At 69.3% G+C, this 12,811-nt stretch carries 13 protein-coding genes and 1 tRNA gene; 11 read left to right on the top strand and 3 right to left on the bottom strand.

Annotation, left to right across the window (positions count from 1 at the left end):
- Nucleotides 1-14: 14 nt before the first annotated feature.
- The 9 genes from NL115_RS12435 to NL115_RS12395 all read left to right on the top strand — a co-directional run bounded on the left by NL115_RS12435 (nt 15) and on the right by NL115_RS12395 (nt 9,516).
- A complete protein-coding gene (locus tag NL115_RS12435; RefSeq protein ID WP_254829676.1) occupies nt 15-1,022 on the top strand; it encodes a M48 family metallopeptidase in 1,008 nt (335 codons plus the stop codon).
- A 648-nt stretch (nt 1,023-1,670) separates the two neighbouring features.
- Nucleotides 1,671-2,054 carry a Rid family detoxifying hydrolase gene (locus tag NL115_RS12430; protein ID WP_254829675.1) on the top strand — a complete coding sequence of 128 codons (384 nt, stop codon included), beginning with the start codon at nt 1,671-1,673 and terminating at the stop codon, nt 2,052-2,054.
- Nucleotides 2,051-2,299 (top strand): DUF7981 family protein, encoded by a 249-nt coding sequence (locus NL115_RS12425; protein ID WP_254829674.1) that lies wholly within the window; start codon nt 2,051-2,053, stop codon nt 2,297-2,299. The genes NL115_RS12430 and NL115_RS12425 overlap by 4 nt, the downstream gene beginning before the upstream one ends.
- A gap of 27 nt (nt 2,300-2,326) precedes the next feature.
- Nucleotides 2,327-2,407 (top strand) — tRNA-Ser (locus tag NL115_RS12420).
- A gap of 126 nt (nt 2,408-2,533) precedes the next feature.
- On the top strand, nt 2,534-2,923 hold the full coding sequence (locus NL115_RS12415; protein WP_254829673.1) for a DUF7383 domain-containing protein: 390 nt from the start codon (nt 2,534-2,536) through the stop codon (nt 2,921-2,923).
- A gap of 209 nt (nt 2,924-3,132) precedes the next feature.
- The gene (gene thsB, locus NL115_RS12410) at nt 3,133-4,812 is read left to right on the top strand and encodes a thermosome subunit beta (RefSeq protein ID WP_350355247.1); all 1,680 of its coding nucleotides are present in this window, start codon (nt 3,133-3,135) and stop codon (nt 4,810-4,812) included.
- Nucleotides 4,813-5,161: 349 nt separating this feature from the next.
- Nucleotides 5,162-5,473, top strand: a complete 312-nt coding sequence (locus NL115_RS12405; protein ID WP_254829672.1) for a hypothetical protein — start codon at nt 5,162-5,164, stop codon at nt 5,471-5,473.
- Nucleotides 5,474-5,542: 69 nt separating this feature from the next.
- Nucleotides 5,543-8,056 carry a dihydropteroate synthase gene (gene folP, locus NL115_RS12400; RefSeq protein ID WP_254829671.1) on the top strand — a complete coding sequence of 838 codons (2,514 nt, stop codon included), beginning with the start codon at nt 5,543-5,545 and terminating at the stop codon, nt 8,054-8,056.
- 122 nt (nt 8,057-8,178) lie between these two features.
- Complete coding sequence (locus tag NL115_RS12395) at nt 8,179-9,516, top strand: sodium/calcium exchanger protein (protein WP_254829670.1); 1,338 nt, start codon at nt 8,179-8,181, stop codon at nt 9,514-9,516.
- A gap of 67 nt (nt 9,517-9,583) precedes the next feature.
- Here the strand turns inward: NL115_RS12395 and NL115_RS12390 are convergent, their stop codons facing one another.
- Nucleotides 9,584-9,814, bottom strand: a complete 231-nt coding sequence (locus NL115_RS12390; RefSeq protein ID WP_254821258.1) for a DUF7860 family protein — start codon at nt 9,812-9,814, stop codon at nt 9,584-9,586.
- Between the two features lie 80 nt (nt 9,815-9,894).
- Between NL115_RS12390 and NL115_RS12385 the strand changes: the two genes are divergently transcribed.
- A complete protein-coding gene (locus NL115_RS12385) occupies nt 9,895-10,134 on the top strand; it encodes a DUF8151 family protein (protein WP_254829669.1) in 240 nt (79 codons plus the stop codon).
- Between the two features lie 145 nt (nt 10,135-10,279).
- Nucleotides 10,280-11,161, top strand: a complete 882-nt coding sequence (locus NL115_RS12380; protein WP_254829668.1) for an ATP-grasp domain-containing protein — start codon at nt 10,280-10,282, stop codon at nt 11,159-11,161.
- A gap of 80 nt (nt 11,162-11,241) precedes the next feature.
- On the opposite strand, the gene NL115_RS12375 is transcribed toward NL115_RS12380, so the two are convergent.
- Nucleotides 11,242-11,607, bottom strand: a complete 366-nt coding sequence (locus tag NL115_RS12375; RefSeq protein ID WP_254829667.1) for an Hsp20/alpha crystallin family protein — start codon at nt 11,605-11,607, stop codon at nt 11,242-11,244.
- A gap of 155 nt (nt 11,608-11,762) precedes the next feature.
- Nucleotides 11,763-12,788 carry a type II glyceraldehyde-3-phosphate dehydrogenase gene (locus tag NL115_RS12370; protein WP_254829666.1) on the bottom strand — a complete coding sequence of 342 codons (1,026 nt, stop codon included), beginning with the start codon at nt 12,786-12,788 and terminating at the stop codon, nt 11,763-11,765.
- Nucleotides 12,789-12,811 lie beyond the last annotated feature (23 nt).

Here is a 12,811-nt window from a genome sequence, read left to right as displayed (position 1 = left end):
AGGATACCCTGGCGATGCGGCGCTCGTCGACCTCGTTCGACCCGGGGGCCGGCCTCCGGCTCCTGATGGCCGTCGTCGGCGTCGTCGTGCTGGTGCTGTACGCCGCCGCGGCGTTCGTCGTCTACCGGGGGCTGCTCTACCTCTGGGCGCGACGTCCGGACCCCGTGACGACGGTCGCGGTCGTGCTCGGCCTCGCACTCGCGTTCGGCTACGCCAGCTACCGGGGCGGCCTGGTGTCGCTCCGGCGTGAGCTCGAACCCACGGAGATTCCGCGGCCCCGTGCCCCGGAGCTCTACGACCGCGTCGGCGCGATGGCCGAGGAGATGGGTATCGCCCCACCCACGCTGGCCGTCGGGCAGCTGGGGACGCCGAACGCGCTGGCGCTCGGCGGACCCCGCGACGGCCTCCTCGTCATCGACCCGTCCCTGTTCCGGCTGCTCGATGGCCCCCAGCTGGAGACCATCCTCGCACACGAACTGGCACACCTCGAGAACCGGGACGGGCTGGTGAAGACGCTCGGAAGCAGCGTCGTCCGTACCGTGACCGGGCTCGTGACGCTGGCGCTGCTCCCGGTCATCATCCTCACGGTCGGCGTCGCCCGCGCGGTCGCCTATCTCCGCGGTGACTCCCCCCGCGAGATCACCGAGGCCGCCACGGCGGCACACGCGTACGCGACCGCGGGTGCGGTCGTCGTCCTGTTCGTCTTCACGCTCGCGCTCCGGGCCTACTCCCGGCGGCGGGAGCTTGCGGCCGACGACCGTGCCGTCGAGGTGACCGGCCGGCCAATGGCGCTCGCCAGCGCGCTCGCCCGCATCGACCGCGCGGCGCGCCCGCCCAGCGGCCTTCTCTCGGACCTCGTAATCCACGGTGACGAGGAGGGGACGCTCACGCGCCTGCTGGCGACCCACCCGAAGATGGAGGAGCGCATCGAGCGACTCGTCGGCCGGCAGGAACGCGAGGCGACGGTCTCGGGTGAGGCCCGCGCTCGTGGAGGGCAGGGCGTCCGCATCGACGTGAAGTAACGCTCCGGCGAGGATGGCGCCCCCGGTTCGGTGGGGAGAGGGGACGTAGTTGGAGGGAAGTGTAGTCGATATCTCCCTGGAAGAAACCACCTCGGAAGCCCCTGACCGCTCGACCGGCCGGGCCTCGCTGCGCTCCTCACGTCGCTCCCTTCGGTCGCTCGTTGCGGTGCTTGCGTCGGCCGGGCCGGGTCGAGGCGGCCAGCCCCTTCCATTCCCACCCGAGGTTGTTCGTTCCACGGGGCGCACACACCGAGCTAACATGGTGTGGACGCGACCTCGGAAAACCACACCGGGCGGGACTGAAAGGGGCCGCGGGCTGAGCGGTCCCCCGGCGAAGTAAGGACCGCAGGGCTCCTCTGGAGCCCGAGGACCGCAGCGAGCCGCGGGGGTGAGCGCCCACGGCGCGAACCAGGGAAGTCGCAGCCAGAGCGGGACTCCGTCCCGCAGGCAGTCGGCGCGTAGCGCCGACGACCGCGCAGCCCGAAGGGCGAGCAGGAACGTCTTCCCGTGCCCTCAGCCCGTGGGGGCTTTCAACAGGAGGTCGTCGGCGCTGTTATCCACTCCCCAGGTCAGTAACCACGAACGACCAGCCTACCGACAGGCAAGCGGCACCCGGGCTTTATCGCCCCGGGCGCCCGACCGCCGACCATGCCGAAGGACATCGTCCACACCGACGAGGCGCCCGAGGCGGTTGGCGCGTACAGCCAGGCGACGACGAACGGCGACCTCGTGTTCACAGCCGGGCAGATTCCCCTCACGCCCGGTGGGGAGCTGCTCGACGACGCACCGGTCAGCGAGCAGACCGAGCAGGCACTGGACAACCTCGTCGCCGTGCTCGAGGAGGCCGACGCCGGCGTCTCGGACGTGTTGAAGACGACGGTCTTCCTCGCGGACATCGACGACTTCGAGGCGATGAACGAGACGTACGCCACCTACTTCCGCGAGGAGCCGCCGGCGCGGTCGGCCGTGCAGGCCGGCGCACTCCCGAAGGGTGTCGCCGTCGAGATCGAGGCCGTCGCGGTCGTCGAATGAGGCCCCGGCGGAAGTCGGCGCTCCTGTGGGGTGCCGTCGGCGCGCTCGCCTTCCTCGCGGGCGTACAGGCGCTCCAGCTGCTGACGAGCGCGACGGTGACGCTCCAGGTCGCGCTGGGCGTCGCAGCGCTCGTCGGCGTCGGCGCCGGCGGTACGGCCTACTGGCTGGAACGACGGGTCGGACCCGCGTTCGAGGTCCCGGAAACCGACGGAACGGAGTCGACCGGGAAGAAGGAACAACCTTAAGCGGCACAACGGGTTAGCCTCGTTCGAGCCGGGATGGCCGAGTGGTAAGGCGCACGCCTGGAAAGCGTGTTCCCTCTGGGATCCAGGGTTCAAATCCCTGTCCCGGCGCTTCTCTGATTACTACCCCCTCTAGACAGATATGCAGGATACTATTCTTTTCTGAGCAGGTATCTGCGATAGCTCGTACGTCCGGGTAGCGTCGCACCTATACAGTCACCCCCCGACGGGTGAGGTATGACACGTCGGGCGAACTACGCGCTGGTGAACTTCATGGAGCTGCTCGGCGAGGACGCGGACGACCTCGATACGCCGTGGGCCGAGTTCGTCGGCGACCGGACCGAGGCACACGCGTTCGAGATCCCCGCGGACGACCCGACGGAGGGGTTCGTCCAGCTCCAGGCCTACGACGTGAGCGAGTTCGGCCACGAGATCGTCGTGAACGGCGAGCCGCTCTCCGGGTTCGATATCCCCCCGGCGCCGGGCTGGCAGTGCTGGATGGACTCCATCACCGGCACCGACCTCGTCGGCGGGGAGAACACGCTCCGGATCCGGCGCGACGCGGCCACCGACGACGCGTTCGTCATCGGGACCGCGACGGTCCACTGGAAAGAGCCGGTCGAGTAGCCGACCAGCACGGCCCGCGACGACACATATAAACCCCGGCAACAAGTTCCGTCTCTCGGCGCGTATCGTTGGGAGCCATTCACACGGCGTTCGGCGCCGCTCGGCTGTCATCGGCTGGTTTGCGGTCGAGAATGTCGGCAGGGCCAGCGACGCATTCGGGCCCGCGAACGCCACTTTTATATAGAACTGCTCGCAATCTTTCGCTGACTATGAGCCAACAGCGAATGCAGGGCCAGCCGATGATCATCCTGGGGGAGGACTCCCAGCGGATGAAGGACAAGGACGCCCAGAGCCACAACATCGAGGCGGCTCGCGCGGTCGCCGAATCCGTACGGACCACCCTCGGCCCGAAGGGGATGGACAAGATGCTCGTCTCCTCGATGGGTGACGTCACCATCACGAACGACGGCGTCACCATCCTGCAGGAGATGGACATCGACAACCCCACGGCATCGATGATCGTCGAGGTCGCGGAGACACAGGAGGACGAGGCCGGCGACGGCACCACGACCGCCGTCGCGACCGCGGGCGAACTCCTCAAGAACGCCGAGGACCTGCTCGAGCAGGACATCCACCCGTCGGCCATCATCCGTGGCTTCCACCTCGCCAGCGAGGAGGCCCGGAGTCTGGTCGACGACATCGCCACCGAGGTCGAGCCCGACGACATCGACCTCCTGAAGAAGCTCGCCGAGACGTCGATGACGGGCAAGGGTGCCGAACAGAACAAGGACCTGCTCGCCCAGCTCATCGTCGACGCCGTGAGCGCCGTCTCCGTCGAGACGGACGACGGCGGCACGGTCGTCGACCTCGAGTTCGTCAACATCGAGACCCAGACCGGCCGCTCGGTCGGCGAATCCGAACTCCTCAACGGCGCCGCCATCGACAAGGACCCGGCGCACCCGGACATGCCGAGCGAGGTCGCCGACGCCGACGTCCTCCTCGTCAACGAGCCCATCGAGGTCGAAGAGCCCGACGGTGACGCGCAGGTCAACCTCTCCAGCCCGGACCAGCTCCAGGACTTCCTCGACCAGGAGGAGGAGCGCCTCAAGGAGAAGGTCGACCAGATCGCCGACTCCGGCGCGGACGTCGTCTTCTGTCAGAAGGGTATCGACGACCTCGCCCAGCACTACCTCGCGAAGGAGGGCATCCTCGCGGCCCGCCGCGTGAAGAAGTCCGACCTGAAGTTCCTCAAGGAGGTCACGGGCGCCAACGTCGTCTCCGACCTCGACGACTTCGACGCCGCAGACCTCGGCCACGCCGATGTCTCCCGCGACGACGCCGACGACATGTTCCTCGTCGAGGGCGACGAGGACGCCCACGGCGTCACCCTCATCATCCGCGGCTCCACCGACCACGTCGTCGACGAGACCGAGCGTGGCATCGGTGACGCGCTCGACGTCGTCGCGACCACCGTCGCTGACGGCCGTGTCCTCGCCGGCGGCGGTGCCGCCGAGGTCGAGGTCGCCAGCCGCCTGCGCGACTTCGCCGACTCCGTCGAGGGCCGCGAGCAGATGGCCGTCGAAGCGTTCGCCGACGCGCTCGAGCTCGTCCCGCGCGTGCTCGCCGAGAACGCGGGGCTGGACTCCATCGACACGCTCGTCGACCTGCGTGCCGCGCACGCCGACGGCGACGCCCACGCCGGGCTCAACGTCTTCAGCGGTGACGTGGTCGACACCTACGACGCCGGCGTCGTCGAACCGGCCCACGCGAAGGAGCAGGCGCTCTCCAGCGCAACGGAGGCCGCCACGCTCGTCCTGAAAATCGACGATATCATCGCCGCCGGCGACCTCTCCACCGAGGGCGAGGAAGAGGAGGGCGGCCCCGGTGGCGGCATGGGCGGCATGGGCGGCATGGGCGGCATGGGTGGCGGCATGGGCGGCATGATGTAGAGCGTTTTTCCGCTGCGGGTGACCTCGCCGGCCTGCGGCCGGCTTCGGTCACCGCTTGCCGAAAAGACGTTCAGAAAAGGCTCGTCCTCGGCATCGGGTTCGCCGGCCTTCGGCCGACTCACCACTCGCCCCGGACGAGTGAACCGCGCGCCTTCGGCGCGCGGATGCAGTCCACCGACCGCCCCCCGAACCGCCAGCGGCAACCCATATTTATTCTAATCGCCATTTTCAACCTATGCTCATAGAACAGTGATAAGAACAGCACCATTAGTTCCTATTTCCAGACCTATCCCGCCTTATCCCAAATACGGCCGTCATATTGATACGGTCACCACGACTACCCCCACGCATGAGCACCGTCACCGACGCGATTCCGTGGGGCTATCTCGGCGCGGCGGTCGTCGTCCTGCTGCTGGGCGTCGGCGTCGGCCTGGTCGGGCTGTGGCAGCTGCTGGTGGCGCTTGCCGGCGGAACGACGCTGCTGGCGCTGCTCCAGACGGCACTCCCGTACCTCGTCGCGCTCGTGGTGCTCGCGCTCGTCGAGGTCGTCGTGGTCGTGGCGGCACTGGTGACGGTCGCACGCGAGGTGTCGCTGGACGACATCGACAGCGAGCGACTGCGGTCGCTGGTCGACCGGGCACAGCGTCGCCTCCCGGTGTAGAGCCGCAGACGGGTGCGTGACACCCACCGACTCCGACACCCTGAAGCGTTCCGCACGGAAGGCTCGGATATGGACTACCACGAGGCGGCGAACTTCCTGTTCGACCTCCGCCGGTACTCGCCCCGGACCGGCGTGGCGTCCACGGAGCGCCTCCTCGAACACCTGGGCGACCCGCACGAGGGGCTCGTCCCCGTGCAGGTGGCCGGCTCGAACGGGAAGGGCTCGACCGCACGGATGGTCGAGTGCTCGCTCCGCGAGGCCGGCCTCGACGTGGGGCTGTACACCTCCCCGCACCTGGACGACCTCCGCGAGCGGATCCTCGTGAACGACCGCCAGGTCACGAAGGGTGCCGTCTGCGAGTTCGTCGACGCCGCCGAGGACCACATCGTCGAGCGAGCGGGCGCGGGCGAGTCACCGACGTTCTTCGAGGCGGTCACCGCGATGGCGCTGTGGGCGTTCGACCGCGCCGACGTCGACGTGGCCGTCCTCGAGGTGGGCATCGGAGGCAAGCACGACGCCACGAGCGTCGTCGACCCGGTGGCGAGCGCCGTGACGAGCGTCACGCTCGAACACGCCGACGTGCTGGGCGACACGGTGCCCGAGATCGCCCGGGACAAGGCCCACGTCACGCCGGCCGACCGACCGCTCGTCACGGGGGCGACGGGCGAGGCGCTCGCAGCCGTCCACGAGGTGGCCGACGAGCGCGGGGGCGTGCTGACGGTCGGAACGGAGGACGCCGCCGACGCCGCTGACGACCGCGACGAGGCGCCGGACGTGACCGTCGACTACCACGGGCGCGAGGGCATCGAGGGCGCCGCCACCCTGGCTGGCCCGGACTGGTCACTGGACGCGCGGCTCGCGCTCCCCGGCGCCCATCAGGCCCGGAACGCGGGCGTGGCCGCCGCGCTCGTCCGGCAGACCCTCCACGCGCTCGACGACCGGGCGACGGCCGACCCCGACACCGCGCTGCGGACGGGCCTTCGCAACGCCCACTGGCCCGGTCGATTCGAGGTGCTCTCGCAGGACCCGCTGGTCGTGCTCGACGGGGCCCACAACCCCGGCGGCTGCGAGTCGGTGGCCGAGACGCTCGCCGAGTTCGACGCCGAGTTCGCGGACTGCCACCTCGTCGTCGGCGCGATGGCCGACAAGGACCACGCCGGGATGGCCGCCGCGCTCCCGCGGGGCGCGGTGTACACCTGCCGCCCGGACGTGAGTCGTGCGGAGTCGTCCGGGGCGCTCGCGGCCGCCTTCGAGGCGGCCGACGGGTACGACACCGTCGAGCGGACGGGCAACGTCCCCGGCGCGCTCGACGCGGCGCTCGACGCTGCCGACGAGGACGACGCCGTCCTCGTCACGGGCTCGCTGTACACGGTCGCCGAGGCCCGGACGCGCTGGACGCGGCTCCACGTCCCCAAGCGGGTCGACGACCTCCCGACCGCCGAGGCGGCGCTCCGCGACGCCAACGTCACCGACCCGGGCGTCTGGCGGATGCGCGGGAAGACGGTCCACCGGACGCTGCAGACCCGCGTCCAGGTGCGACAGGCCGAGTACCTCAAGCAGGAGATGCTCTCGCTCGGCGGGGAGTGTGCCACGTCGGGACTCTCCCGACAGGACCAGGAGCCCGTCGATGTCGTCCTCTCGGGGACGCTCGCGCAGTTCAACTCGCTGCTGGAGAAACTCGACGGCCAGCCGTACGGCCTCTCGCAGCTCGGCGAACAGCTCCGGCGACGACTCGGCATCCGGACGGACCCCGATGCCGCCGCCCGCGAGCGGGGGTACCCGTGGGCCGACGGGACCGCCGTGATGGGCATCCTGAACGCCACGCCCGATTCGTTCCACGACGGCGGCGAGTACGACGCCGTCGAGGACGCCGTCGCCCGCGCGGAGGCGATGGTCGAGGCAGGCGCCGACATCGTCGACGTGGGCGGGGAGTCCACGCGGCCCGGTGCCGACCCCGTGCCAGCCGAGGAGGAGCGACAGCGCGTCGTGCCCGTCATCGAGCGCATCGCCGACTGCGACGCGATGGTGAGCATCGACACGCGGAAGGCCGAGGTGGCCGAGGCCGCGCTGGACGCGGGCGCGGACCTGCTGAACGACGTCTCCGGGCTGGCCGACCCCGCGATGCGCCTGCTCGCGGCCGAGCGCGACGTGCCCGTCGTGGTGATGCACTCCGTGAACGCGCCGGTCGACCCCGACGCCGAGGTCGAGTACGACGATGTGGTCGAGGACACGCTGGCGGGGCTGGTCGAGCGCGTCCTGCTCGCGGAGAAGGCCGGGCTCGACCGCTCGCAGATACTCGTCGACCCCGGCCTGGGCTTTGGCAAGTCGCGTCACGAGAACTTCGAACTCCTGGGCCGTATCGGCGAGTTCCGGGCGCTGGGCTGTCCCGTGCTGGTGGGCCACTCGCACAAGTCGATGTTCGGGCTGCTGGGTGCGGACGTGGACGAGCGGCTGGCACCCACGGTGGCGGCCACGGCACTCGCGGCCGACCGCGGCGCGGACGTGGTCCGGGTCCACGACGTGGCCGAGAACGTCGCAGCCGTCCGGACCGTCGAGGCCGCCGACCAGCCGGACGACATCTGAGCGTGGAGAGAATCCGACATGCGCCGTACGAACGGGCGCGACGGTTCCCATCCGTGGGAGCGTGACCCGACCCGGTCCCGGAAGCAGAAGCGATACAAGCCCCCGGCAGCGTACCTCGAACGATGGCAAACGCCCGGTACTCTATCGGTTCGCTGGCGGTTGCGGCTCTCTTCACGCTGCCGTGGGTCGGCGTCTGGGCGACCGGCTCCGTCGACACGCTCTCCACGGTGCTGCAGGTCCTCGTCGCGGGGTCGGCCGTCCTCGGCGCCTCCTTCCTGCTGGCGTGGGGCGCCGAGACCGCCGAGAAGGACGTTCCCCGGGCATTCGCGCTCGCGGTCCTCGCAGTCCTCGCGGTGGCGCCCGAATACGCCGTCGACGCCCTCTACGCGTACCAGGCCGGCGCCAACCCCGGCTCCGGCGGGGGCGACCTCGCGGTCGCCAACATGACCGGCGCTAACCGCATCCTCATCGGCCTGGGCTGGTCCGGTATCGCCCTGTTCTCCATCTACAAGGCCCGCTCCTCGGGCGACACCGCGGTCGACCGGGGCGACGGGTTCCTCTCGAGCGCCGTCAAACTCGACGAGAGTATCGCCACCGAGATACTCTTTCTCACCGCCGCCACCGTCTGGGCGTTCCTGGTACCGTTCGGGATGCTCGGCGGCGGGCGTGGCATCGACATCGTCGATATGCTGGTCCTCGTGGGGCTGTACGTCACGTACATCTTCGTCATCATCCGTGGCGACATCGAGGAGAGCGAGGCCCACGTCGGCGTCCCCGCCTACCTCCAGGGGTTCGGTCGACAGCTCCGCATCCCCATCGTCCTGGGGCTGTTCGTCTACTCGGGCTTTCTCATCTTCACCGCCGTCGAGCCGTTCGCACACGGGCTGGAGGCCATCGGCGTGAACTACGGCATCCCCGAGTTCTTCATGGTCCAGTGGTTCGCGCCGCTGGCCAGCGAGTCGCCCGAACTCATCGTCACGGCCTACCTCGTCAACAAGGCCCGGACGACGGCCTCGTTCAACGCGCTCATCTCCTCGAAGCTGAACCAGTGGACGCTGCTCATCGGGACGCTGGTCGTCGTCTACTCCATCGCACTCGGCCAGTACGGCGCGCTCCCGTTCGGCGAGAAGCAGGCCGCCGAGATATGGCTCACCGCCGCCCAGAGCTTCTTCGCACTGGCCATCCTCATCAACTTCCGCATCTCGATGAAGGAAGCGGTGGTGTTACTCGTGCTGTTCCTCTCGCAGGTCGTCGGCGAGTTCGTCCTCATCCAGACGATGAGCGAGGCGGCCGCCGAGAGCGCCAGCGTCACCCTCCTGCTCGCCTTCACCGCGCTCTACATCGTGCTGGGGGTGGGCCTGTTCGCGAGCCGGTTCGACGACGCGAAGCGGGTCGCCTCGCTCAGCCGGAGCCAGTTCAGGGGGACCGCAGACGCCTCGGAGGTCAAGGCGGACGACTAGAACCCCTTCGACGGCAACCGGAACATCGGCGACGAAAGAGCCCACCGTCGCGTCTGTCGCGAACCACCTACTGGGTGAGCGGGAGGGCGACCCCGAACACGAACGGAGCGAGCAGGGCTGTGAGTACCCCCAGTACCGTCAGAAGGAACAGCAGACTGTGTTCCCAGCCAGGAACCACCATCCCGAAGCTATGTTGGATCGGTTCGGTGAGTTCCCCGACGAGGAATGCCCCGACACCGAGCAGGAACCCCTGTTTCGCGAACTTGGCGTAATCGGTTGTGCTGTTACCTCTCTGCATCGGTACCCGTGGGAACGAGAGGAACTATTATTCCTCTTTCGGCAAGCTAATCAACACCCGTACTGATACGGACAGTAACGATGCGACCCCAGACAGTTGACCTCCTCCCTGAACTCCTGGAACTGGTTCTTTCTGGTTTGGCGACTGTGGCGCTCTCCGCCGCGGGAGCGTACCTCGAACACTTCGCCTTCGTAACCGTCCAGGGAGGGGATACGACAGTCGGCCTGTGGGCCGTCATCCCGGGCGTCGTCTGCCTCGGGTTCGCCTATGCCATCGCCACCGACAAGGTCCTGCCGAAGCTCGCTGAGATCAGTGCCTGAGTTCCGCCATCCAGTGATCGCTGACACCGCCCTGACAGTCGTCGGGGGACGTTCGCCTGTCCGTACCAGTCGGTGAGGCCTGGGCTCCCGGGGACCGGACCGACCGTTCCAACGACTGATATGGGCGGCGGCCCCACGGCCGGACATGCTCAGACTCGGGGTTGCGACCGACGCGGAGACCCTCGACCGGGTCCGTGAACCCCTCGCCGAGCGCGGTATCGAGGCGGTCCACCTGCCGACGGCCGAGCGAACGGTCGACCTCACCGCCCCGGATGACGCCTACCCCGACGTGGATGTCGGCTTCGTCGCGCCACCGCGGCTCGCCGAGGGCGGCGTCGCCGCCGCCCTGCTCGACGTGCCGTGGGTGAACGACCGCGAGGCGGTGCTCCGCTCGCGGCACAAGGGAGAGACGCTGGCTCGACTCGGACGGGCAGACGTCCCGACACCCGATTCGGTCGTCGTCTCGAACCCGTCCGGCGAGGCCGCGCTCCTCGACGCGCTCGACCGCGTGGGGACGCCCGCCGTCGTCAAGCCCAACTCGGCGACGCGCGGCATCGGCGTCGCGCGGGTCGGCGATGCCGACTCCCTGCTCGGCGTGACCGACTACCTCGACCTGCTCCACGAGTTCCCGGCGACCGGTGACCGCTCCTTCCTCGTCCAGTCGCTCGTACCCGACGCCCGCGACTACCGGGTGATGTGCGTCGAGGGGGAGTACGTCGGCGCCGTCGAACGGCGGCTCCCCGACACCGCTCGCGAGGCGGGCCGCTGGAAGCACAACGTCCACCGCGGCGCCGAGGCGACCGGCGTGGACCTGCCCGCCGACCTGCGCGACCTCGCCGAGCGGGCTGCCACGGCGCTCGACATCCCCTGGCTCGGCGTTGACCTGCTGGTCGCCGACGACGGGGACGGCCGGGCCGTGGTCAACGAGACGAACGCCCGGCCGACGGTCGACACCGCGACGAAGTACGAACCCGGCTTCTACGACCGGCTGGCGGCGCTGGTTCGGCGGACGGCCGACGGAGCGTGATAGTGATGTCCGGGGCCGTCGCTCCGCTGGCGCATGGCGTCTCCGAGAGGAAGAACGCGGAACGGAGTCGGCGTCGGTCGTCAGTCGAGGTCGATTCCGGTGCCGCTCTCGACGGGGTCGAGCGTGATCTCGAGGACACCGTTGTTGAAGGTCGCCTCCGCGGAGTGCTCGTCGACCCGGACCGGGAGGTCGATGCGCTCGCGGTACTCGTGCCGGTCGGTGTCGGCGCCGACGATGAGGTCGTGCCCGTCACACTGGACGTCGATGGCCTCCTTCTCGACACCCGGCAGGTCACCCACCACCCGCACCAGGTCGTCCTCGCGGTCGACCCGGAAGTGGACGTCGTCGCCGAAGCCGGAGTCGGCACCACCCATCATCCGCTCTATCTCGCGGAAGAAATCCGAGACATCCGAGAACGGGTCGTCGTCGCGGTCGTCGCGGCGCATTACGGCCGACGCTACGGTATCACGCGGCAAAAGGCTTCGCACATTGACAAACCGTGACACGGCACAGGCCGTGAGACAGGAGCGGTATGCGCGACGAGTAGCCGGCGGCTACTCCGCGCGACTGCGCGGCGTGGAGCCGGATGGCGCCGTCCCGGTTACAGCCCGACGCCCATCGTCTCGTTCGTCCGCTCGCGGGACTTGGCGGCGTCGGCCTCGCCCAGCACCGCGCGGATGGCGTCGACGTTCTCGGGCACCACGTCGGACTCCTGGTGGATGGCCTGGAACAGGTAGAGGTCGTCGTCCTCGACGCTGATGGACTCGCTCCAGATGCAGTTCTCCCAGAGGTCCCCCCGCGGCCGGCCGCGGTCCAGCGCGTACTCCTTGAGCTTGCCCGCGCCGTCGATGTCGTGGCTCGGCTGGACCATGAACGTCCGCTCCTCGCCAGCCAGCAGCTCGCGCACCTCGTCGGCGCTGGGCATGTCGGCAGCGTCGGGCTCCAGCTGGACGTTCACGGAGTGCGTGTGCATCAGCGTCGCCGGCACCTTCAGCCCCAGCGTGTCGATAGAAAGGTCGGGGAAGATGGTGTTCACGTCCGGGCCGTGGTGGCTCGGGAGCGTGACCGGGTTGGGCAGGATGTCGTTGATGGGGCCGCGGCCGGTCTGCCCGGGGTCGCCGCCGCGCCGGACGAGCGTGACGCGGGCCTTCTCGACGCCGTACTCCTCCTCGAGCGGCGCGAGCAGCCGGGAGAGGCCGGTCGTGTTGCAGGAGACGACGCGGACGTGGTCGGCGCCCTCGGCGTCGGTGTAGTTCGCCCGGGCGTTGAACGACGTGTCCACGAGGTCGGCGTCCTCGCCGCCCTGGTAGAGCGCGGGCGTGTCCAGTTCCTCGTACATCGACTTGTTGTCGGCGCCGATACCCGACGGGCAGGCGTCCACGACGATGTCGGACGCCTCGACGAGTTCGTCGACCGTGCCCGCGAGTTCGATGCCGGCCTCGTCGAACAGCTCGATGCGGTCCTCGACCGCCGCGTACAGCGGGTAGCCGTTCTCGACGGCGAGTTCCGCCTCGTGGTTGGGGCTGGTCTTCGCCACGCCCACCAGCTCCATGTCGGGCTGGAGCGTGACGGCGTCCGCGACGCGCTTGCCGATGGTCCCGTAGCCGTTGACCGCGACCTGGATCATACTTGCTCGTGGCGGGTGGCCGG

Source organism: Haloglomus salinum (assembly GCF_024298825.1).
Lineage (GTDB): Archaea > Halobacteriota > Halobacteria > Halobacteriales > Haloarculaceae > Haloglomus > Haloglomus salinum.
Note: the sequence above shows the minus strand (reverse complement) of the source record. Positions and strands in the feature narration are given on the sequence as shown.

Coding starts and splice junctions, on each gene's coding strand:
- NL115_RS12435 (WP_254829676.1), top strand. CDS start 15: ATGCGGCGCTCGTCGACCTCGTTCGACCCGGGGGCCGGCCTCCGGCTC.
- NL115_RS12430 (WP_254829675.1), top strand. CDS start 1,671: ATGCCGAAGGACATCGTCCACACCGACGAGGCGCCCGAGGCGGTTGGC.
- NL115_RS12425 (WP_254829674.1), top strand. CDS start 2,051: ATGAGGCCCCGGCGGAAGTCGGCGCTCCTGTGGGGTGCCGTCGGCGCG.
- NL115_RS12415 (WP_254829673.1), top strand. CDS start 2,534: ATGACACGTCGGGCGAACTACGCGCTGGTGAACTTCATGGAGCTGCTC.
- thsB (WP_350355247.1), top strand. CDS start 3,133: ATGAGCCAACAGCGAATGCAGGGCCAGCCGATGATCATCCTGGGGGAG.
- NL115_RS12405 (WP_254829672.1), top strand. CDS start 5,162: ATGAGCACCGTCACCGACGCGATTCCGTGGGGCTATCTCGGCGCGGCG.
- folP (WP_254829671.1), top strand. CDS start 5,543: ATGGACTACCACGAGGCGGCGAACTTCCTGTTCGACCTCCGCCGGTAC.
- NL115_RS12395 (WP_254829670.1), top strand. CDS start 8,179: ATGGCAAACGCCCGGTACTCTATCGGTTCGCTGGCGGTTGCGGCTCTC.
- NL115_RS12390 (WP_254821258.1), bottom strand. CDS start 9,814: ATGCAGAGAGGTAACAGCACAACCGATTACGCCAAGTTCGCGAAACAG.
- NL115_RS12385 (WP_254829669.1), top strand. CDS start 9,895: ATGCGACCCCAGACAGTTGACCTCCTCCCTGAACTCCTGGAACTGGTT.
- NL115_RS12380 (WP_254829668.1), top strand. CDS start 10,280: ATGCTCAGACTCGGGGTTGCGACCGACGCGGAGACCCTCGACCGGGTC.
- NL115_RS12375 (WP_254829667.1), bottom strand. CDS start 11,607: ATGCGCCGCGACGACCGCGACGACGACCCGTTCTCGGATGTCTCGGAT.
- NL115_RS12370 (WP_254829666.1), bottom strand. CDS start 12,788: ATGATCCAGGTCGCGGTCAACGGCTACGGGACCATCGGCAAGCGCGTC.